19 protein-coding genes are annotated in these 20907 nt (G+C 70.8%); 12 read left to right on the forward strand and 7 right to left on the reverse strand.

Translation table 11 applies throughout. The features are described 5' to 3' along the window. Nucleotides 1-209: 209 nt before the first annotated feature. The 6 genes from PV734_RS36940 to PV734_RS36965 form a co-directional block, all read right to left on the reverse strand. On the reverse strand, nucleotides 210-1199 hold the full coding sequence (locus tag PV734_RS36940) for a zinc-dependent alcohol dehydrogenase family protein (protein ID WP_319093767.1): 990 nt from the start codon (nucleotides 1197-1199) through the stop codon (nucleotides 210-212). Beyond that, on the reverse strand, nucleotides 1196-2050 hold the full coding sequence (locus tag PV734_RS36945) for a carbohydrate ABC transporter permease (protein ID WP_319093768.1): 855 nt from the start codon (nucleotides 2048-2050) through the stop codon (nucleotides 1196-1198). The genes PV734_RS36940 and PV734_RS36945 overlap by 4 nt, the downstream gene beginning before the upstream one ends. Continuing rightward, nucleotides 2047-2991: a sugar ABC transporter permease gene (locus PV734_RS36950; protein WP_319293783.1), complete on the reverse strand. Its 945-nt coding sequence runs from the start codon at nucleotides 2989-2991 to the stop codon at nucleotides 2047-2049. Before PV734_RS36950 ends, PV734_RS36945 begins: the two co-directional genes overlap by 4 nt. Continuing rightward, the gene (locus tag PV734_RS36955) at nucleotides 2988-4358 is read right to left on the reverse strand and encodes a sugar ABC transporter substrate-binding protein (protein ID WP_319093770.1); all 1371 of its coding nucleotides are present in this window, start codon (nucleotides 4356-4358) and stop codon (nucleotides 2988-2990) included. The genes PV734_RS36950 and PV734_RS36955 overlap by 4 nt, the downstream gene beginning before the upstream one ends. Nucleotides 4359-4506: 148 nt before the next feature. Beyond that, nucleotides 4507-5274 (reverse strand): DeoR/GlpR family DNA-binding transcription regulator, encoded by a 768-nt coding sequence (locus PV734_RS36960; protein ID WP_319093771.1) that lies wholly within the window; start codon nucleotides 5272-5274, stop codon nucleotides 4507-4509. A gap of 330 nt (nucleotides 5275-5604) precedes the next feature. Further along, nucleotides 5605-6414 (reverse strand): NAD(P)-dependent oxidoreductase, encoded by an 810-nt coding sequence (locus PV734_RS36965; RefSeq protein ID WP_319093772.1) that lies wholly within the window; start codon nucleotides 6412-6414, stop codon nucleotides 5605-5607. Nucleotides 6415-6684: 270 nt separating this feature from the next. On the opposite strand from PV734_RS36965, the gene PV734_RS36970 reads away from it, so the two are divergent. Together PV734_RS36970 and PV734_RS36975 are read left to right on the forward strand one after the other, a co-directional pair. Further along, nucleotides 6685-7722: a 5-dehydro-4-deoxyglucarate dehydratase gene (locus PV734_RS36970; RefSeq protein WP_319293785.1), complete on the forward strand. Its 1038-nt coding sequence runs from the start codon at nucleotides 6685-6687 to the stop codon at nucleotides 7720-7722. Then, complete coding sequence (locus PV734_RS36975; RefSeq protein WP_319293787.1) at nucleotides 7719-8882, forward strand: hypothetical protein; 1164 nt, start codon at nucleotides 7719-7721, stop codon at nucleotides 8880-8882. Before PV734_RS36970 ends, PV734_RS36975 begins: the two co-directional genes overlap by 4 nt. On the opposite strand, the gene PV734_RS36980 is transcribed toward PV734_RS36975, so the two are convergent. Continuing rightward, entirely contained in the window at nucleotides 8819-10054 is a 1236-nt protein-coding gene (locus PV734_RS36980) for an MFS transporter (protein ID WP_319093775.1), read from the reverse strand. The two genes, PV734_RS36975 and PV734_RS36980, sit on opposite strands and share 64 nt — an antisense overlap. A 164-nt stretch (nucleotides 10055-10218) precedes the next feature. Here PV734_RS36980 and PV734_RS36985 point away from each other — a divergent pair, with 164 nt between their 5' ends. From PV734_RS36985 to PV734_RS37030, 10 genes are all read left to right on the forward strand, one after another. Further along, on the forward strand, nucleotides 10219-10812 hold the full coding sequence (locus PV734_RS36985; RefSeq protein WP_319093776.1) for a TIGR03086 family metal-binding protein: 594 nt from the start codon (nucleotides 10219-10221) through the stop codon (nucleotides 10810-10812). A gap of 81 nt (nucleotides 10813-10893) precedes the next feature. Then, a complete protein-coding gene (locus PV734_RS36990; protein ID WP_319093777.1) occupies nucleotides 10894-11646 on the forward strand; it encodes an MBL fold metallo-hydrolase in 753 nt (250 codons plus the stop codon). A gap of 200 nt (nucleotides 11647-11846) precedes the next feature. Beyond that, nucleotides 11847-12515, forward strand: a complete 669-nt coding sequence (locus tag PV734_RS36995) for a GntR family transcriptional regulator (protein WP_044473595.1) — start codon at nucleotides 11847-11849, stop codon at nucleotides 12513-12515. Further along, a complete protein-coding gene (locus PV734_RS37000) occupies nucleotides 12512-13423 on the forward strand; it encodes a dihydrodipicolinate synthase family protein (RefSeq protein WP_319093778.1) in 912 nt (303 codons plus the stop codon). Before PV734_RS36995 ends, PV734_RS37000 begins: the two co-directional genes overlap by 4 nt. Further along, a complete protein-coding gene (gene araD / locus PV734_RS37005; protein ID WP_319293789.1) occupies nucleotides 13420-15159 on the forward strand; it encodes an L-arabinonate dehydratase in 1740 nt (579 codons plus the stop codon). The genes PV734_RS37000 and araD overlap by 4 nt, the downstream gene beginning before the upstream one ends. A 180-nt stretch (nucleotides 15160-15339) precedes the next feature. Beyond that, the gene (locus PV734_RS37010; protein WP_319093780.1) at nucleotides 15340-16275 is read left to right on the forward strand and encodes a sugar ABC transporter permease; all 936 of its coding nucleotides are present in this window, start codon (nucleotides 15340-15342) and stop codon (nucleotides 16273-16275) included. Next, nucleotides 16272-17171, forward strand: a complete 900-nt coding sequence (locus PV734_RS37015; protein ID WP_415924325.1) for a carbohydrate ABC transporter permease — start codon at nucleotides 16272-16274, stop codon at nucleotides 17169-17171. The genes PV734_RS37010 and PV734_RS37015 overlap by 4 nt, the downstream gene beginning before the upstream one ends. A 124-nt stretch (nucleotides 17172-17295) precedes the next feature. Further along, nucleotides 17296-18492 carry a Gfo/Idh/MocA family oxidoreductase gene (locus PV734_RS37020; RefSeq protein ID WP_319093781.1) on the forward strand — a complete coding sequence of 399 codons (1197 nt, stop codon included), beginning with the start codon at nucleotides 17296-17298 and terminating at the stop codon, nucleotides 18490-18492. Next, the gene (locus tag PV734_RS37025; RefSeq protein ID WP_319093782.1) at nucleotides 18492-19349 is read left to right on the forward strand and encodes a PmoA family protein; all 858 of its coding nucleotides are present in this window, start codon (nucleotides 18492-18494) and stop codon (nucleotides 19347-19349) included. Before PV734_RS37020 ends, PV734_RS37025 begins: the two co-directional genes overlap by 1 nt. Continuing rightward, nucleotides 19346-20878, forward strand: a complete 1533-nt coding sequence (locus PV734_RS37030; protein ID WP_319293791.1) for a glycoside hydrolase 43 family protein — start codon at nucleotides 19346-19348, stop codon at nucleotides 20876-20878. Before PV734_RS37025 ends, PV734_RS37030 begins: the two co-directional genes overlap by 4 nt. Nucleotides 20879-20907: the final 29 nt, after the last annotated feature.

Below are 20907 nucleotides of genomic sequence, written 5' to 3' on the forward strand. Positions count from 1 at the left end.
GGGGGCTGCGCCCCCAGACCCCCCATCGGCCCTGAAGGGGCTTTGTCCTCAAACGCCGGACGGGCTGGGACGGCGGGCCGGCGCTGGGAAGGTGCCGGGCGGGTTGGGATGGGTGGGGCGGGAGGGGCCTGTCCTCGAACGCCGGGCAGGGTGAGGCACCCGGGGCCGCGCTGGGCGGAGGCGGTGAACGGGTGGGTGGGAGATGTCCCCTACGGCACCACCACGATCTTTCGGCCCACGCCCGAGGCGAACTGGTCCAGTGCCTGGGGGTACTGGTCCAGCGGCAGGCGGTCGCTGATGAACACCTCGGGGTTCAGCGCACCCGCCGCGAACAGCTCCGCCGCGCGTTCGAAGCTGTGGAGGACCGCCATCGAGCCGGTGATGGTGATCTCCTGGTTGTAGATGCGGTACGGGTCGATCGTGACCCTGGTCGCGTAGTCCGCGACGCCGAACTGGAGGAACGTGCCCGCCTTCGCGACCCGGTCCAGGCCGTCCTGGATCGCCGCCGCGTTGCCCGTGGCGTCCACGACGACGTCCCAGCCCTGTGGACGGTCCAGCTCGTCCGCGCTCGTCGCCGATCCGGACACGCCGAGCAGTTGGGCCGTGGACAGGCGTTGCGCGTTGATGTCGACCACGTCGACACTCGCCGCGCCCGTCCGCTTGGCCAGCTCCAGCATCATCAGGCCCATCGTGCCCGAGCCGTAGATCAGGACGTGGGCGCCGAGACGCGAGCGCAGGACGTCGTAGCCCCGTACCGCGCACGACAGGGGCTCCACCAGCGCCGCGTCCTGGGTGCGGATGTGCTCCGGCAGACGTACGCAGTTGGCGACGGGGGCGACCGCGTACTGGGCCGCGCCACCCGCCGTCGTCACGCCGATCGCCGCCCACCGTTCGCAGAGGTTGTTGTGGCCTGTGCGGCAGTAGCGGCACTCGTGGCAGTAGAGGGAGGGGTCCACCGCGACCCGGTCGCCCAGCGACAGTTCCGTGACCGCCGTGCCCACGCCCACCACCTCGCCCGCGAACTCGTGCCCCGGCACGATCGGCAGTGTGGGGGCGAACTCGCCCTGGAGGATGTGCAGGTCGGTGCCGCACAGGCCGCAGGCCGCGACCTCGACGACGACCTCGCGGGGGCCCGGTGTCGGGTCCGGGACCTCGGTGACGACGGCCTTGCCCATGGACTCGATGACGGCTGCCTTCACTTCACGGCTCCCAGTGACAGGCCCTGGACCAGTTTGTCCTGGGCGGCGAATCCCGCGGCGAGCACCGGCAGGGAGATGACGAGCGACGCGGCGCACACCTTCGCCAGGAACAGGCCCTGGCTGGTGATGAAGCCGGTCAGGAAGACGGGGGCCGTCTCCGCGACCACGCCCGTCAGCACTCGTGCGAACAGCAGCTCGTTCCAGCTGAAGATGAAGCAGATCAGGGCCGTCGCGGCGATGCCCGGGAGGGCTATCGGGGCGACCACCCGGGTGAGGACCGTGGGCAGCCTCGCCCCGTCCACCCTGGCCGCCTCGATGATCGCCACCGGAACCTCGGAGAGGAACGACTGCATCATCCACACCGCGATCGGCAGGTTCATGGACGTGTAGAGGATGACCAGCAACCAGATGTTGTCCAGCATGTCCGTGTTCTTCGCGAACAGGTAGATCGGCAGCAGGCCCGCCACCACCGGCAGCATCTTCGTCGACAGGAAGAAGAACAGGACGTCCGTCCATTTCCGCACCGGGCGGATCGACAGGGCGTAGGCCGCGGGGAGCGCGAGGACCAGGACGCAGAGGGTCGAAGTCAGCGACGCCACCGTCGAGTTGATCAGGGACGGCCAGGGGCTCGCGCCGCCTCCCGTGCCGAAGAACTCGCGGTAGCCGTCGAGGGTCAGCGCGGCTCCGAAGGACGGGGGGTTGGTCGCCGCGTCCTCCTCCGAGTGGAAGGACGTCAGGGCCATCCACGCGATCGGGAGGAAGAAGAGGACGCCCGCCAGCCAGGCCAGCAGCCCCAGGCCCGTTCCTCGGGTGCGGCGGGGACGTTCACGTACGGTCGCCGTGGCGCTCATGCTCGGGACGCCTCCTCGCGGAACAGGGACGACACCACGCGCAGTGCGAAGGTCGCGATGATGATCGAGCCGATGACCACCAGGACACCGGCCGCGGAGGCGAGGCCGTTCTCGTGGGCCTGGTAGAAGCTCTGGTAGACGGTGTAGGGGAGGTTCGCCGTGCCCAGGCCGCCTGATGTGATGGTGAAGACCGCGTCGAAGTTCTGGACTATGTAGATCGAGCCCAGCAACGCGCCCAGTTCCAGGTATCGGCGCAGGTGGGGGAGGGTCAGGTGGCGGAAGATCTGCCAGTCGTTCGCCCCGTCCACCTTCGCCGCCTCGATCTGCTGCTGGTCGCGGCTCTGCAGACCCGCCAGCAGGATCAGCATCATGAACGGCGTCCACTGCCAGACCAGCGACGCCTCCACCGCGAGCAGCGGGGTGTTCGAGATCCAGTCCGGCTGCGGGCCTCCCACGTAGTGCAACAGGCCGTTGAGCAGGCCGTATTCGGGGTTGTAGAGCACGTGCTTCCAGAGCAGGGCCGCCGCCACCGGGACCACCAGGAAGGGGGCGATGAGGAGTGTGCGGACGAAGCCCCGGCCGCGGAACCGGCGGTCGAGGAGAAGTGCCAGGGCCAGACCCAGGACCAGGCTGGCCAGGACCACCGCCGCCGTGAGCAGGACCGTCGTCCACACCGATTGACGCAGGTCGGCGTCGGTCAGGACCTCCGTGTAGTTGGCGAAGCCGGTGAAGCGGCGGGCCTTCGGGTAGAGCGCGTTCCAGTCGAGGAACGAGATCACCAGCGTGGCCACGAACGGGAGTTGGGTCACGGCGATCATGAAGATCAGGGCGGGGAGCAGCGGGGCCCGGGTGGCCCAGGCGCGCAGCCGGTCGCCCGAGGTGCGCTGCCGGGCGCGTACGGATGGTGCGGTGGCTGTCGGGGCTGTGGTGGTCGCGGTCATCGTCCCTCGTACTCCTCGGAGATCTCCTCTGCCAGCTTCTGGGACTTCCTCAGGGCCGACTCGACGGACTGGCGTCCGGCGATGGCCGCGCTGATCTCCTGCGACACCCTGGTGCCGAGATCGGTGAACTCGGGGATGCCGACGAACTGGATTCCGGGTGCCGGACGCGGCTGGACTCCGGGGTCCTCGGGGCGGGCGCCCTCGATGGCCTCCTTCGTCGTCTCCTGGAAGGCGGCGGCCTCCTGGCGGTAGGCGGGGTTCTCGTACGTCGACGCGCGTTTGCCCGCCGGGACGTTGGACCAGCCGATCTTGTCGCCGACCAGCTGCTCGTACTGCTTGCTGGACGCCCAGGACACGAACTTCCAGGCGTTGTCGGGGTTTCGGGAGGCCTTCTGGATGCCCCAGGCCCAGGTGTAGAGCCAGCCCGAGGACTCCGTCTTCTCGACGGGGGCGGGGACGTAGCCGATCTTCCCCCTGACCGGGGAGTTCGCCGACTCCAGGGAGCCGGCCGCGGAGGTGGCGTCGTACCACATGGAGACCTTGCTCTGCGTCATGTTGTTGAGGCACTCGGCGAAGCCGGACTGGGGTGCGCCGGACTCGCCGTGGTCGCGTACGAGGTCGACGTAGAAGGTCACCGCCCGCTTCCATTCGGGCGAGTCGAGCCTCGCCTTCCAGTTCTTGTCGAACCAGGTGCCGCCGAAGGTGTTCACGACCGTGGTGAGGGGTGCCATGACCTCGCCCCAGCCCGGCAGTCCGCGCAGACAGATGCCCTTCATGCCCGGCTCGGCCCCGTCGGCCTTCGCCGCCAGGTCGGCGACCTGGGTCCAGGTGGGGTGCGGCGGCATGGTGAGGCCCTTCGCCCCGAACACGTCCTTGCGGTACATCAGGAAGGACGACTCGCCGTAGAAGGGCTGGCCGTACAGCTTGCGGTCGTCGCCGGTGAGGGACTGGCGCATCGGCGTGAGGACGTCCTGTTCGTCGTACGCGCTGTCCTTCGCGACGTACGTGTTCATCTCGTGCAGCCAGCCGTTGCGGGCGTAGATCGGTATCTCGTAGTTGGAGAGGGTCGCCACGTCGTACTGGCCCGCCTGGTTGGCGAAGTCCTGGCTGATCTTGTCGCGGACGTCGTTCTCGGGCAGGACCGTGAAGTTGACCTTGATGCCGGTCTCTTCGGTGAAGTGGGCCGCGGTGAGTTTCTGCAGCTCGACCATCTGCGGGTTGTTCACCATCAGGACGTTGACGGCGTCGCCGCCGGAACCGGACCCGCCCGCTCCGGCCCAGCAGCCGGAGAGCAGCGGGGTGAGCAGCGTTCCTGCGGCGGCCAGGGCGAGCGTGGCTCGTGGCCTCCGTCGGCTCGGGGTTCGCATGGATCGCTCCTGGAGGTATGGGGGCATAAAGGGCACGTCTGGGGGTGGTGTACCCGGAAAGGGGTGTCAGGGAGTGGCGATGGAGGGGGGAGTGGGGATGGATTGGGGGTGGTGCGGTGTGGGGGTGGGGGAGTCGGGGGGTGGGGGTTCAGACGCGGATGATCTGCGGGCCTCGCAGGGCGTAGCGGTGTGCTTCCGCCGTGGGGAGCAGGGTGCTCGTGACGATCGTGTCCAGGTCGCCGATGTCGGCGAAGCGGCAGAAGCTGACCGCCCCGAACTTGGTGTGCACGCCCGCGAACACCGTGCGCCGCGAGGCCCGGATCGCCTGTGCCTTGACCTCGCTGACAGCGGGGTCGGGCGTGGTCAGGCCGTGTTCTCGGGAGATGCCGTTGGCGCCGATGTAGGCCAGGTCCAGGACGAAGCCGGCCAGCATCTTCGTCGTCCAGTGGTCGACCGTCGCGAGGGTGCCGGGGCGGACCCGCCCGCCGAGCAGCAGGACCGAGGTGTTCTCGGCCTCCGCGAGCGCGCCCGCGACGGGCAGGGACGCGGTGACCACGGTCAGCGGCCGGTCCCTGGGCAGTCCCTCGGCGATGAGCTGGGGGGTGAACCCCTCGTCGACGAAGACCGTTTCGGCGTCCCCGAGCAGTTCGGCCGCCGCGGCGGCGATCCGGCGCTTCTCGGGCACGTGGCTGGTGGCGCGGAAGGCGAGCGTCGTCTCGAAACCGGCGCTCTCCACGGGGTAGGCGCCGCCGTGGGTGCGGCGGACGAGGCCGTGTTCCTCCAGGGCGCGCAGATCGCGCCGTACGGTCTCCTTGGCCACGCCGAGTTCGCCCGCGAGCGTGGTCACGTCGACGGAGCCGGTGGTGCGGGCGGTGCGCACGATGTGCCGCTGGCGGTCTTCCGCGGTGTTGGTCATGTTGTCTGTCACCCGCCTGCCTGCCGCGTTGCCCGTTCGGGCCTGTGGGGGAAGTTCTACAGCGGGTGCGGGAGGGTGACCAGGTCTGTTACGGGGGTGATAGTGCCCGCGTGTGCCCGTTCGGGCCGGTCCGGGTTCGGGTGGGGACCAGGAGCCCGGTGGGTGCTGTTGGGTGCCGGCCGAGGGTGCGATGTGGCTGGTCGCGCAGTTCCCCGCGCCCCTGGAAGGGCGCTGCCGCGCCCGTTCCAGGGGTACGGCAGCGGGTGTTCGCGTGCCCGAATGGGGCAACGGGCGGCCCGTTCGGTGCCCGTCCGCGCTCTCGACCGGACTTCAGTACGGCCAGATCGGCGGGTCCGTCACGAACTGGCCGCCCAGGTAGGCGTGTCCCTCGTTGCCGGTCTGGAGTTCGCCCTGTTCGGCGATGAGTTTCTCGGCGTACGGCTCGGAGTCGTCCTGCGGGGTGTAGCCGAGCGCCCGCGCGGAGTCCAGGTCCCACCACAGGCGGGTGTTGGCGGAGGAGCCGTAGACGACGGTGTGGCCGACCTCCTCGGCGGTCAGGGCCGCGTGGAGGAGGCGGGCGCCGTCGGCGGGGCTCATCCACAGCGACAGCATGCGCACGCTGGTCGGCTCGGAGAAGCAGGAGCCGATGCGGACGGAGACGGTCTCCAGACCGTGCTTGTCCCAGTAGAACTGGGCCAGGTCCTCGCCGAAGGCCTTGGAGAGGCCGTAGAAGGTGTCCGGGCGGTGCGGGGTGTCGACCGGGATCAGCGGATCGGTGCCCTGGGGTCGGGGGGTGTAGCCCACCGCGTGGTTGGAGGAGGCGAAGACGACGCGTGAGACGCCCTCCTCGCGCGCGGCCTCGTACAGGTTGTACGTGCCCTCGATGTTCGCCCTGAGGATCTTGTCGAAAGAGGCTTCCAGGGAGATGCCCGCGAGATGGATGATCGCGTCGACGCCTCGCACGGCCTCGCGCAGCGCCGCCCTGTCCGTGAGGTCTGCGGTGATCGCGTCCGGCTCGCCCTCGACGGGGAGCAGGTCGAAGAGGCGCAGTTCGTAGCCGTAGGACGGGAGCAGGTCCCGCATCAGGGTGCCGAGTCCGCCGGCGGCGCCGGTGAGCAGGACGGTGCGGGGAGCGGGCATCCTCGGGTCTCCTTCGGGCTCCTGGAGGGGTCCTGGGACCTCCCTGGTGCGGCGGGATGTGGCGGCCGTATGCGTGTACGGCATTCACATTCGTGGACACGCTATGGAGCCGTGGCGGCTGCCGTCAAGTGTGGCGCAGAGCTGCGCATTCTGCCTCTGGGCGGGTGTCGATCGGCTTGACCCGCCCCGCGGTGGGCCCTTAGCGTGAAAGTGTTCAGAAATGTAGACATGAATCAGAAGCGTGCACGAATGCCTGTCCAGGGAGAGCCCGTGACGCCAGCCCCCCTCGCCGCCCGACTCACCGTCCCGAGCGGTCCGCTGTTCTTCCCCGTCACCGCGTACGGCCCCGACGGCTCGCTCGACCTCGACGTGTATCGCACGCATGTGCGGCGGGGTGTGGAGGCGGGTGCCGCGGCCGTCTTCGCGTGCTGCGGCACCGGGGAGTTCCACGCGCTGACGCCGGAGGAGTTCCAGGACTGTGTTCGGGCGGCGGTCGAGGCGACGGCCGGGCGCGTACCCGTGGTCGCGGGTGCCGGATACGGCACCGCGCTCGCCGTGCGGTACGCGCGTCTCGCGCAGGACGCCGGAGCCGACGGGCTGCTCGCCATGCCGCCGTATCTGGTCGTGGCCGGGCAGGAGGGGCTGCTGCGCCACTATCGGGAGCTGGCCGCCGCCACCGCGCTGCCGGTCATCGTCTACCAGCGTGACAACGCCGTGTTCAAGCCCGAGACCGTCGTCGGACTGGCAAGCACCGAGGGGATCATCGGGCTGAAGGACGGGCTCGGCGACCTGGACCTGATGCAGCGGATCGTGAGCGCCGTCCGCACGGCGGTGCCCGGCGACTTCCTGTACTTCAACGGGCTGCCGACCGCGGAACTGACCCAGCTCGCCTACCGGGGGATCGGCGTCACCCTCTACTCGTCGGCCGTCTTCTGCTTCGCGCCCGAGATCGCGCTCGCCTTCCACAAGGCGCTGGGCACCGGCGACGACGTCACCGCGAACCGGCTCGTGGACGGCTTCTACCGGCCGTTCGTCGAACTGCGGGCGCGGGGGCGTGGATACGCCGTCTCGCTCGTCAAGGCCGGCGTACGACAGACCGGACTCGACGTCGGGGAGGTCCGGCCGCCGCTGCACGAGCCGGCCGAGGATCATGTGAAGCAGCTCGTGGGGCTCGTGGAGCGCGGTCACGCGCTGCTCGACGCCGAGTCCGGTGCCGGCAGCGGTGCGGGGGCCGAGGGCGTCCGTCACCGCGCCGCGGTCGACGATTCCGAGTTCGGCAAGTTCGACAAGTTCGAGGAGAGCGTGTGAAGGCGTCCGCATTCGTCTATCCCTGGGACGTCAACGGCGACCCCGACGCCGCCCGGCGGATCGCCGCGCTCGGCGTGGAACAGGTGACCCTGGCCTCCGCGTACCACTCCACGCGCGCGTTGACCCCCCGCCACCCCCGCCACCGCATCGTCACCGCCGAGCACGCGGCCGTGCTGTACCCGCCGGACGAGCGCTGGGCGGGCCGTGAGCTGCGGCCGTACGCCGCCGGAGCCTGGGCCCCCGGGGACGCGTACGGCGAGGCCGCCGACGCCCTCGCCGAGGCGGGTCTCGACGTGCACACCTGGGTCGTCCTCGCGCACAACTCCCGCCTGGGCGCCGACCGTCCGGACACCTCCGTGGTCAACGCCTACGGGGACCGCTACCCGTGGGCGCCCTGTATCGCGCAGCCCGCCACGCGCGCGTACCTCGTCGATCTCGCCGCCGAGGCCGCCGTACGGCCCGGGGCGCGCGGTACGGAACTGGAGTCCCTCGGCTGGTACGGACTCACACATCTGCACGCCCACGACAAGACCGGTGGCATCGGGCTCGGCGACGCCGGCCAGTATCTGATGGCGCTCTGCTTCTGCCCGTCCTGCCGGGCCGGGTACGGCGGTCAGGGCCTCGACCCCGACGAGCTGGCGGCGGCCGTACGCGCGGCCCTGGAGCCACTGTGGCGGGGCGAGCCGGACCACGGGGGCTGGGCGGGGGTCGAGAAGGCCCTCGGCGACGACCGGGCCGCCCGCGCGTGGGCGTGGCGCGAGAAGACGGCCCGCACGCTCCAGGAGTTGGCCGTCGCGGCGGTCCGAGCGGCGGCCCCGGCCGGCTTCCAGGTGCTGCTGCACGCCGACCCCGTGCCCTACCACGTCGGTGCCAACCCGGGCGTGGACCCCGCGCACATCCTGTCCGTCGCGGACGGAGTGGTGGTGCCGTGCACGGGCGGGGCGGCCCTGTTGACGCCGTTCGCCGAGGTGGAGCGGCGGGGCGCGGTCCTCGCCGCCAACCTGGTCGTGGTCTCCGGGATGGGCGGCAGCCCGGCCACGCTCGCGGCGGACGCGGAGCGCGCGGCCGGGCTCGGAGCCACCGAACTGCGGCTCTATCACGCCGGGTTGGCGTCGGACGGCGACCTGGACGCGGTACGGGACGCGCTCGCCCGGCGCTGAAACAGCGGGACCGCGGTCAGCAGCAGAGCGAGGGCGTACAGCGGGAGCAGCACCCGGTGGTCGACGAGTTCGACCAGTGCGGCGCCCACGGCCAGACCGATCGCCGTGGGCGCGAACATCAGGGTGTTGGCGGTCGCCGCCGTACGCCCGAGGAGTTCCTCGGGCGTCTCCCGCTGGACGGCGGTGAGGCCCGCGATCAGCACGCACGGCAGGCCCATCCCGGCCGCCACGCCGGAGCCGAGGACCGCGAGGTCGGCCGGGACCGCCCGCAGCGCCATGGCCGCGCCGGTCAGGACGATCCCGTACGCCGCGAACCCGCGCTCCCCGAGGCGGCGCAGCAGTGGGCCCGAGGCCAGGCCGACCGCCACCGAGCCGGCGCCCTGGAGGACGTACAGCGGCCCGGCGTACGCGGGGGAGTGGCCGAGCCCCTCGACGACGGCGTAGAGGGTGGCGGCGCTCAGGCCCGACAGGAGCATCGTCGTGCCGCCCGCCAGGACGAGCGGGCGCAGCCGGTCGTGCCGCCAGAGGAAGACGGCGCCCTCGGCGGTCCGGGCGCGCAGGCCGGTCACCGGGGGCTGCGGAGGGCTCTCGTGGACGCGCAGACAGGCGTACAGGAGCGTGGCGAGGACGAACGTGACGGCGTCCAGGAGTGCCACGCTCGGGCCGCCGTAGGCCGCGTAGAGGCCCGCACCGGCCGGTGGGGCGACCAGTTTCATGCCCTCGTTCGCCGTCATGCGCAGGCCGTTGAAGTCGCCCAGCAACGTTGGGTCGACGACCGTGGCGACCAGGGCCGGCTCGGCCGCGTCCTGGACGACGCCCACCGCGCCGTATACGAACAGGACGGCGAAGAGGATCCACACGCGGTCCGCGGAGTCGACCGTGAACAGAGCCGTCAGAAGGGTCGCCAGGGTCAGGTTCGTCCAGATCAGGAGCGGCTTTCTGAGGCTTCGGTCGGCGAGCGTGCCCAGCAGCGGGCCTGCCAGGCTCGGCGCCCACATGGCGAACAGACAGAGCGCGGCCAGGCCGTCCGAGCCGGTGAGGTCCTTGACCCAGATCCCGGACGCGAGCCACAGCGCCGACGTGCCGAACCCGGAGACCACGACCCCGGCGAGACAGAGCCCGGCGGCGCGGTCCCGCAGCACGCGCACCACGGACCAGTTTCGAGTCGTCATGCCTGGTCATCGTTCAGCTAAGGGGTGGTCGGAGGGATCGGGAAGGTGCCCTAGAAAAGGGCCGGGGACGGGAGTGGGCGGGAGGTTCGGAGTGAGGGGCGATGAGTTTCGCCCACGGCGGCGGTCTACCCCCTGCCGTGCCGACCAGCCCTGAGGAGAAACCCATGACCGACCGGACGACCACCCTCGACCTCGGACCGCAGGCCCGGATCGTGGCCCGGCTCGCGGAGCGGGTGACCGACGAGCGGCTCGCGGCCGGGACGCCGTGTCCGGCGTACGCCGTGCGCAATCTCCTGGGGCATGTCGCCGGACTGGCCGTCGCCTTCCGTGACGCCGCGCGCAAGGACCTCGGCGCGACGACGGACACCAGCCCGGCCGATGCCGTGCCCGACATCGCGGACGGTTGGCGCGAGAGCCTGCCGAAGGCGCTCGACGAACTCGCCGACGCCTGGCGCGACCCGGCAGCCTGGACCGGCGAGACCCGCGCCGGTGGCGTGACACTGCCGGGCGCGGTCGCCGCGGCCGTCGCGGCCGACGAACTCGTCGTCCACGGCTGGGATCTGGCCCGCGCCACCGGGCAGGAGTACGAGCCCGATCCGGCCGCCGTGGAAGCGGCCCACGGCTTCCTGGCCGCCGCTGTCGACCAGAGCGGAGGGGCCGGCGTCTTCGGCCCCGTCGTCCCGGTGCCGGACGACGCTCCGCTGCTGGACCGGGTGATCGGGCTCAGCGGACGGGATCCGAGGTGGACGGCCGAGTGACCGGGAGCGGGTGGCCTGTCACCGCCCGCAACGCGTGCCAAACCCCGTACAGCCGCCCGCACCGCCCCGTACGCTCCGGGCATGCCCCTGAGCCTCACCGTCCTCGGCACCGCCTCTCCGCATCCGGCGCCGGGACGCCCCTGCTCCGGCTATCTGGTGCGCGGCGGCGGTGCCGAGGTGTGGGTGGACGCCGGGCCCGGAACGTTCGCGGAGTTGCAGCGGCACACTGATCCCGCCCGCCTCACGGCGATCTGGATCTCCCATCTGCACGCCGATCACAACGCCGATCTGCTGGCCGCTGTCTACGGGTTCGCATACGGCGGGCTCACCCCGCCCGCACCCATTCCCGTCTACGCGCCTCGCGAGTGCGCGCGCCGGATCGCCGGGTTCTTCGGACAGCCCAACCTCGGCTTCCTGAGCGGAATCCTCGACTTCAGGCCGCTGCACGACGGCCACACCGTCCGGCACTGGAACCTGCGCCTCACGAGCCGGGCCGTCTCCCACGGCATCGAGGCGTACGGGCTGCGGGCCGAGTCGCAGGGGAAGGCTCTCGCCTACTCCGGGGACACCGGCCCCTGCGACGCCCTCGCCGAACTCGCCCGGGGCGCCGACCTGTTCCTGTGCGAGGCCGACATCGACCGGCACGACGATGGCGATGGCGAACAGGTGCACCTGACGCCGGAGGACGCGGGCGCCTACGCGAAGGGTGCCGCCTCGCTGCTCATCACGCACGTCGGGCCCACGCTCACTCCCGAGGCGGCCACCGACCGAGCCGCCGCCGTGTTCGGCGGGCCCACCGACACGGCGTTCGAAGGCACCACGAAGCTCATCTGACGCACGGGACACGTTCGGTTCCGCGCGTCTCCTCGACTTCTCTTCTCAACTTCTCTTGTCAGAAGCGTTGACGAAACACGGCGCCCCTCCTACCTTCAAGCCGTCGTACTTCGTACGTCATATATGAGACGCGATATGTGAGATCCGATACGCGAGATCTGATCCGGTGGGTCAGGTCCGTCAAGCTCCGAGAGGCACGCATGACCTCTGTGCCCACGCCGATCCCGTCCCGCACGCAGTTCGTGCTGGAGGGGATCAAACACCGCATCCTCACCGGACAGTTGACGCCGGGGCAGGCCCTGGTCGAGACCGAGCTCGCCGCACAGTTCGGGGTGTCGAAGACCCCGGTGCGCGAGGCGCTCAAGACACTGGCCGGCACCGGGCTCGTCGTGATGAACCAGTACAAGGGCGTCACGGTGCGCATGGTGGACGCGGACATGGCGCGCGAGGTCTACGACGTACGGCTGCTCCTGGAGCCGGAGGCCCTCAAACGTTCCGTCCGCAGAGGAGCCTCGCTCGACGCCGCTCGTGATGCGCTGACCAGGGCCGACGAGGCCACCGACACCGCCGAACGGTCCCTGGCCAACCGGGAGTTCCACCGTTCCCTCTACGTCCGGTGCGGCAATCCGCTGCTCGGCCGGATGCTCGACGAGGTGCGCGACCAGGCGGCCCTGGTCTCCGCCGTCGCCTGGGCCGCCAACCCGTCGTGGGAGCGGGAGGCGGACGAGCACCGGGAGATCCTGCGGCTCGCCCTGGCCGGTGACTCGGACGGTGCGGCGCGCGCCCTGCACGCCCATATCGAGTCGTTCGTGCAACGGGCTTACCCCGCAGGGGAGTCCGAGGTCCAGGGAGAGGGCGGTCAGGAATGAGCGGCGTGGCGTTCGAGGCCCAACGGGCGGCCCTGGCCGACGTGGTGGCGATCCCGGTGACCCCGTTCGCCGAGGACGGCTCCGTCGACCAGAGTGCTCACCGGGCCCTGCTGCGCCGACTGGTCGACGGCGGCATCACCACCCTCACGCCGAACGGCAACACGGGCGAGTTCTACACCCTGACTCCCGAAGAGCGGCGCCTGGTCACCGAGTTGACCGTCGACGAGGTCGGCGACCGGAGCGTGATCCTCGTCGGCGTCGGCCACGACGTACCGACCGCGGTGGCCGCCGCCCGGCACGCCCGGGACAACCGGGCCGCGATGGTGATGGTCCACCAGCCCATCCACCCGTACGTGTCCGAAGGCGGCTGGGTCGACTACCACCGGGCCATCGCCGAGGCCGTACCGGAGTTGGGCGTCGTTCCGTACATTCGCAACGCCTCGCTCAGCGGGCTCCGGCTCGCCGAACTCGCCGATGTCTGCCCCAACGTCATCGGGGTGAAGTACGCCGTCCCGGACGCCGCCCGGTTCGCCGCCTTCGCCCGGGACGCCGGCCTCGAACGCTTCGTCTGGGTGGCCGGGCTCGCCGAGCCCTACGCGCCCTCCTACTTCTCGGCCGGCGCCACCGGCTTCACCTCCGGCCTGGTGAACGTCGCCCCGGCCGTCTCGCTGAACATGATCGAAGCGCTTCGGTCGGGTGACTTCCCGGGCGCCATGAAGGTCTGGGAGCAGATCCGCCGCTTCGAGGAGCTGCGCGGCGCCAACGCCTCCGCGAACAACGTGACCGTCGTCAAGGAGGCCCTCGCCTCCCTCGGCCTGTGCCGGCGCGACGTCCGCCCGCCGAGCCGCGCGCTGCCCGAGGACGAACGTGCCGAGGTCGCCGAGATAGCCGCCGGGTGGTCCATATGAAGCCCGGACAGGCACGAAAAGCACCGGAGGAGCTGCGAAGCCACCAGTGGTACGGGACGGACGGGCTGCGCTCCTTCAGTCACCGGGCCCGTACCCGCCAGCTCGGCTATCTGCCCGAGGAGCACCTCGGCAAGCCCGTCATCGCGATCCTCAACACCTGGTCGGACATCAACCCCTGTCATGTGCACCTCCGTGACCGGGCGCAGGCCGTGAAGCGGGGCGTGTGGCAGGCGGGCGGATTCCCCCTGGAGTTCCCGGTCTCCACGCTCAGCGAGACCTTCCAGAAGCCGACCCCCATGCTCTACCGCAACCTCCTCGCCATGGAGACGGAGGAGCTGCTGCGCTCGTACCCGGTCGACGGGGCCGTCCTGATGGGCGGCTGCGACAAGTCGACGCCCGCCCTGCTGATGGGTGCCGCGTCCGTCGATCTGCCGGCCGTCTTCGTGCCGGCCGGGCCCATGCTGCCGGGGCACTGGCGCAACGAGGTCCTCGGCTCCGGCACCGACATGTGGAAGTACTGGGACGACAAGCGCGCCGGGCTCATCGGCGACTGCGAGATGACGGAGCTGGAGAGCGGGCTCGCCCGTTCCCCCGGTCACTGCATGACCATGGGTACGGCGTCCACGCTCACCGCCGCCGCCGAGGCGCTCGGGGTGACCGTGCCGGGGGCGTCCAGCATCCCCGCGGTCGACTCCGGGCACGACCGGATGGCCGCCGCATCGGGCCTCAGGATCGTCGAACTGGTCCACCAGGACCGCAGGTTGAGCGACATCCTCACCGCCGACGCCTTCACCGACGCGGTCACGACCGTCCTCGGCCTCGGCGGTTCCACCAACGCCGTGATCCATCTGATCGCCATGGCGGGCCGGGCCGGTGTCCGGCTGACCCTCGACGACTTCGACCGCATAGCGCGGACCGTGCCCGTACTCGCCAACGTACGGCCCGGTGGACAGACGTACCTCATGGAGGACTTCCACTTCGCCGGCGGCCTGCCCGGCTTCCTCTCCCGGATCACCGACCTGCTGCATCTCGACCGGCCGACGGTGTCGTACGACAGCATGCGCGAGCAGCTCGACGGCGTACAGGTGCACAACGACGAGGTCATCCGGCCGCGTGACAGGCCGGTCGCGAGCGAGGGCGGGGTCGCCGTCCTGCGCGGCAACCTCTGTCCGGACGGCGCCGTCATCAAGCACATCTCGGCTGAGCCGCACCTGCTGAAGCACACCGGGCGCGCGGTCGTCTTCGACGACTACCGCACCATGCAACGCACCATCAACGACCCGGAGTTGGACATCACCGCCGACACCGTCCTGGTGCTGCGCGGCTCCGGACCCAAGGGCGGCCCGGGCATGCCCGAGTACGGGATGCTGCCCATCCCCGACCACCTGCTCAAGCAGGGTGTACGGGACATGGTGCGGATCTCCGACGCCCGGATGAGTGGCACCAGTTACGGCACGTGCGTGCTGCACGTGGCCCCCGAGTCGCATGTCGGCGGGCCGCTCGCGCTCGTCCGCACCGGCGACACCATCACCCTCGACGTCGAGGGAAGGTCGCTCCAACTCAACGTGGACGACGATGAGTTGGCGCGCAGGCGGGCGGAGTGGACGCCGCCGGCCGAACGGTACGAGCGCGGTTACGGCGCGCTCTACAACGAGCAGATCACCCAGGCCGACACCGGCTGCGACTTCGAGTTCCTGGCCAGGCCGGGCAAGTCCCCAGATCCTTACGCAGGTTGAGTCAGCCCACCCAGGGGCGCGGGGAACTGCGCGAAAGGCCACTGCGCACCCGCGCCCGCCGCACCACCGCAAGAGGCACCCCGTACCGCGAAAGGGGCCGACCTCCGCACAGCGAGAAAGCGCTTCCTGCCCGACGCACGTCCGCACGCACGCACGACGTACCGAGAACGGAGAACAGTCATGGCCCAAGCCGCAGTCGTGGCGAAACCGCCCACGCCACCCCGGCGCCGGCGTGCCTCCGCGACGCCGCGAAGGCTCCCCTACCTGCTGATCGCACCGGCCGCCCTGCTCATGCTGGGCTTCATCGCCTACCCGGTCCTCAGCGTCTTCTACTACAGCCTGCAGAACTTCAACCCCACCAAGCCCTGGCGCAACGGCTTCGCGGGTTTCGACAACTTCACGCACGCCTTCACCAAGGACCCCCAGTTCTGGGACACGCTGGTCTTCAGCGGCAAGTGGGTCGTCGTCGAGGTCGGCCTGCAGCTGATGTTCGGTCTGGCACTCGCGCTCATCGTCAACCAGACCTTCGTGGGGCGGTCGATCGGCCGCGCGCTGGTCTTCTCGCCCTGGGCCGTCTCGGGAGTCCTCACCTCCGCGATCTGGGTACTGCTCTACAACTCCCAGACGGGCATCACCCGTTACCTCGCCGACGCCGGCATCGGCGCGTACGGCACAAGCTGGCTGTCGGACACCTCCACCGTGTTCCCGGCGGCGATCGTCGCCGACCTCTGGCGAGGCGTGCCCTTCTTCGCGATCCTCATCCTGGCCGACCTCCAGTCCGTCTCCAAGGACCTGTACGAGGCCGCCGAGGTCGACGGCGCCAGCCGGTTCAAGCAGTTCTGGCACATCACGCTGCCGCACCTCAAGGACGCCATCGTCCTGTCCACACTGCTGCGCGCGGTCTGGGAGTTCAACAACGTCGACCTCCTCTACACCCTCACGGGTGGCGGGCCGGCCGGCGAGACCACGACACTCCCGCTCTACATCGCCAACACCAGCGTCGACGCGCACAACTTCGGCTACGCCTCCGCCCTCACCACGGTCGCGTTCGTGATCCTGCTCTTCTTCTCGATCGTCTATCTGCGGCTCAGCAAGTTCGGAGGGGAGAACAAGTGATCACCAAGGAAGCCACCGTGATCGTGCCCACGCCCGTGGACGACGTCCCCGAGCCGCCCCGCCCGCAGAACAAGCAGCGCCGCGCCTGGGACGAGGCCCCGCGCTGGCAGATCTACCTCCCCCTCGGGATCTACCTCGTCTTCACCCTCATCCCCTTCTACTGGATCCTCCTCTTCGCGCTGCGCCCGGCCGGTTCGACCTCGCTGGTCCCCTGGCCGATGACCAACGACCACTTCGAGAAGGTGTGGACCGAGCGAAGCTTCGGCACGTACTTCGAGAACAGCATCCTCGTCGGCCTCGCCACCCTGGTGATGACGACGCTCGTCGCCCTGGCCGGCGGGTACGCCCTCGCCCGCTTCGACTTCAAGGTCAAGCGCGCCTTCATGCTGGCCCTGCTCTGCTCCCAGTTCGTGCCGGGCGCCCTGCTGCTGGTGCCGCTGTTCCAGATCTTCGCCGAGCTCCGGATGATCAACTCGCTGGGCGCGGTCATCATCGCCGAGACGGTCTTCCAGCTCCCGCTGTCGATGATCCTCATCAGCGGCTTCATCAAGAACGTGCCGTACACCCTGGAGGAGGCCGCCTGGGTCGACGGCTGCAACCGCTTCACCGCGTTCCGGATCGTCGTACTGCCCCTGCTGCGACCCGGGTTGATCGCCGTCGGCTCCTTCGCCTTCGTGCACTCCTGGAACCACTTCCTGTTCGCCCTGATGTTCCTCAGCGACCAGGGCAAGCAGACCATCCCGGTCGGTCTCAACACCCTGATGAGCGCGGACAGCGTCGACCTGGGCGCCCTCGCGGCGGGCGGCATCATCGCCGCCGTACCTGTGGTGATCGTCTTCGCCTTCATCCAGAAGTGGCTGATCACCGGCTTCAGCGCGGGGGCGGTGAAGGGATGAGACGCCCTCCGCGAGCCGACCTCACAGCCGACGCCGGCCGGCCGCCTACCCTGCACTCAAAGATCGACAGCGCCGACACGGCCGACCGAGAGGTGGCACGCGGCGCGGGCGCAGGGAGGCGCACATGAACACGACACCGACGGCCGCATCGACGGCGACTTCGCCGGTCACCCCGGTCACCCCGGTTCCGGTGGTCCTCGCGGGAGCACGCGGCCACGGGCACTGGCATCTCGCCAACATCCGGCGGCTCCAGGACAAGGGCCTCGTCCGGCTGGCAGGCGTCTGCGAGCTGACCCCGCTGACCGACGAGGAGCTGGAGGGCCTCGGCACGCCCGAGCAGTCCGCCGACTTCGGCGCGCTCCTCGACTCCACCGGCGCCGCCATCGCCGTGATCTGCACGCCGATTCCCACCCACACCGACCTCGCGCTCGTCGCTGCCGCCAAGGGCGTACACCTGCTCCTCGAGAAGCCGCCGGCGCCGTCGTACGCGGAGTTCCGGCGGATGGCCGACGGGGTCGCGGCGGCCGGGGTCGCCTGCCAGATCGGCTTCCAGTCGCTGGGCTCGCACGCCCTGTCCGCGATCCGGGAACTGATCGCCGAGGGCGCCGTCGGTACGGTGACCGGCGTAGGCGGGGCGGGCGCGTGGGCGCGCGACGAGGCGTACTACCGGCGCGCGCCCTGGGCCGGCAAGCGCAGGCTGAACGGTGTGGACGTCATCGACGGCGCCCTCACCAACCCGCTCGCGCACGCCGTCGCCACCGGCCTCGCCCTCAGCGGCAACACCCGCGCCGAGGACGTCACCGGCATCGAGACCGAACTGCTGCGCGCCAACGACATCGAGTCCGACGACACCTCCTGCGTCCGCGTCTCCACCGCGAACGGCATCCCGGTCACCGTCGCCGCCACCCTGTGCGCCGAACACCCGGACGACCCGTACGTCCTCGTGCACGGCACCAGCGGCCGGATCACCTTCTGGTACAAGCAGGACCGCGTACTCCTCCAGCGCTCCGGACACGGCCCGGAGGAGTACGAGTACGACCGCACCGACCTGCTGGAGAACCTCGTCGACCACCTCACCGAGGGCGTCGAACTGCTGGTCGTGCCCGACGTGACCGGCGCGTTCATGCGGGTCGTCGAGGCGATCCGACAGGCCCCCGACCCGGCCCAACTCCCGGCGGAAGCATGGGAGTTCGCGCCCGGCGAGGCCCCGCGCCGGGTGGTCCCCGGCATCGACGGACTGGTCGCCGCGGCGGCCGACACCCTCTCCCTCTACTCCGAGCTGGGCGCCTCCTGGGCGCTCCCGAAAGAGGTGAGCACCTGATGAACCAGCACCAGCTGCCCAACGAGTCGCTGGTCCTGCGGGTCGCGGGCCGCCCGGTCGGCCGCTACACCGGCCGGCCGGAGCTGCCGATCCGCCACGCGCCCCGCCCCTATCTGCACCCCGTCACCACCCTGGCCGGCACCGCCGTCACCGAGCTCAGCCCCGCCGACCACACCCACCACCTCGGCGTCGGTGTCGCCATACCCGACGTCGAGGGGCACAACTTCTGGGGCGGGCGCACCTACGTACGGGACCAGGGGCCGACCGAGCTGGACAACCACGGCGCCCAGCGGCACACCGCCTACCAGCTCCGCGACCCCGACGGCTTCGTCGAGGAACTCCGCTGGATGGTCGGCGGCGGTGAGCTGCTGCGCGAACGCCGTACGGTCGCCGCCACCGAACTCACCGCCTCCGCCTGGGCGTTGGACTTCACGTTCTCCCTCACCAACATCACCTCCGCGCCCCTCTCCATCGGCAGCCCGGCCACCAACGGCCGCCCCGGCGCGGCCTACGGCGGCTTCTTCTGGCGGGCGCGCAAGGAGGCCGGCACCCCCGACGTCTTCACGTCCGCCGCCGAGGGCGAGTCGGCGGTCCACGGCACCCGCGCCGACTGGCTCGCCCTGGCCGGCGCCAACTGGACGCTCGTCTTCGCCGGCGCCACCGAACAGACGCGCCGCGACCCGTGGTTCGTCCGGGCCGAGGAGTACCCGGGGGTCGGCTCGTCGCTCGCGTCCGCCGAGCGGCTGTCGATCGGGCCGGGTGAGACCGCCGTACGCCGGATCGTCACCGTGGTCGCCGACGGGCGCCTCGACCGGGGCGAGGCCGCGGCTCTCGTACGGAAGGCGGTGAGCGCGTGATCACCGGTGCCGATCTCGGCGACGGGACCTACCGCAACCCGGTCCTGAACGCGGACTGGTCCGACCCTGACGTCCTGCGCGTGGGCGACGACTTCTACCTCACCGCGTCCAGCTTCGGCCGGGCTCCCGGCCTGCCCCTGCTCCACTCCCGGGACCTCGTCAACTGGTCCCTCGTCGGCCATGCCCTCGAACGCCTGCGGCCGGCCGACGAGTTCAGGGTCCCGCGCCATGACTGCGGGGTCTGGGCGCCCTCGCTCCGCCATCACGACGAGCGGTTCTGGATCTTCTGGGGCGACCCCGACCACGGCATCTTCCAGGTCAACGCCCCGGCCGTACGCGGCCCTTGGACCAGCCCGCACCTGGTCAAGGAGGGCAAGGGGTTAATCGACGCGTGCCCCCTGTGGGACGAGGAGACCGGCGAGGCGTATCTCGTGCACGCCTGGGCCAAGTCCCGGTCGGGCGTGAAGAACAGGCTCACCGGCCACCGAATGCACCCCGAGGGCACGGGACTTCTGGACGAGGGCAAGGTGATCGTCGACGGCGACCGCATCCCCGGCTGGTTCACCCTTGAGGGCCCGAAGCTCTACAGGCACGACGGCTGGTTCTGGATCCTGGCACCCGCCGGGGGAGTGGAGACCGGCTGGCAGGGCGCCCTGCGTTCCCGTGACTTCTTCGGGCCGTACGAGGAGCGGATCGTCCTGGAGCAGGGGGACACCGACGTCAACGGGCCCCACCAGGGCGGCTGGGTGCGCACCTCGGCAGGCGAGGACTGGTTCCTCCACTTCCAGCAGCGCGGCCCGTACGGCCGTGTCGTACACCTTCAGCCGATGAGCTGGGGCGTCGACGGCTGGCCCGTCATCGGTGACGCCGGCGCTCCCGTCGCCGTACACCGCAAGCCCGATCTGCCGGCGCAGCCGCCCGCCGCGCCCGCCACCGACGACGACTTCCCCGGCGGACGGTACGGCCGTCAGTGGCAGTGGACGGCCAACCCCCAGGACGGCTGGGCCACCCACCACTCGGGGGACGGGCTGCGGCTGAGCTGCGTACGCGGCGCCGACGCCCATGACCTGCGGAAACTCCCGAACATCCTCACCCAGCGGCTGCCGGGCGTCGCCTGCGAGGCCGAGGTGGGGCTGCGGCTCGACAGCGAGGAGCCGGGAGCGCGGGCCGGGCTGGCCCTGCTGGGCGACTCCTTCGGCTGGATCGGCCTGGAGCGGGCGGACGACGGGACGGTCCGGCTCGTCCACCGGTTCGCGGAGTCCGTCGCCGAGCGGGAGCGGGACGCGAGTCGGCCGCGGGTGGCTCCCGAGGGGCGGGTCCGGCTGCGGATCGGGATCGGGGCGGGGGCCCGCTGCCGGTTCGCGTACGACCTCGGCACCGGGGACGGCTGGGAGACGTCCGGACCGGTGTTCGCGGCCACCCCCTGGCGCTGGGTCGGTGCCCTGCTCGGGCTCTTCGCGCTCGCGCCCGTCGGCGGGGGACACGCCGGCGCGGCCACGTTCACGCGGTTCAGAGTCACGTCCCCGTAACCCACCTCATTCGTATGCCTGTTGGGAGC

Origin of the sequence: Streptomyces sp. AK08-02 (assembly GCF_033795085.1) — a bacterium.
GTDB classification, from domain to species: domain Bacteria; phylum Actinomycetota; class Actinomycetes; order Streptomycetales; family Streptomycetaceae; genus Streptomyces; species Streptomyces echiniscabiei.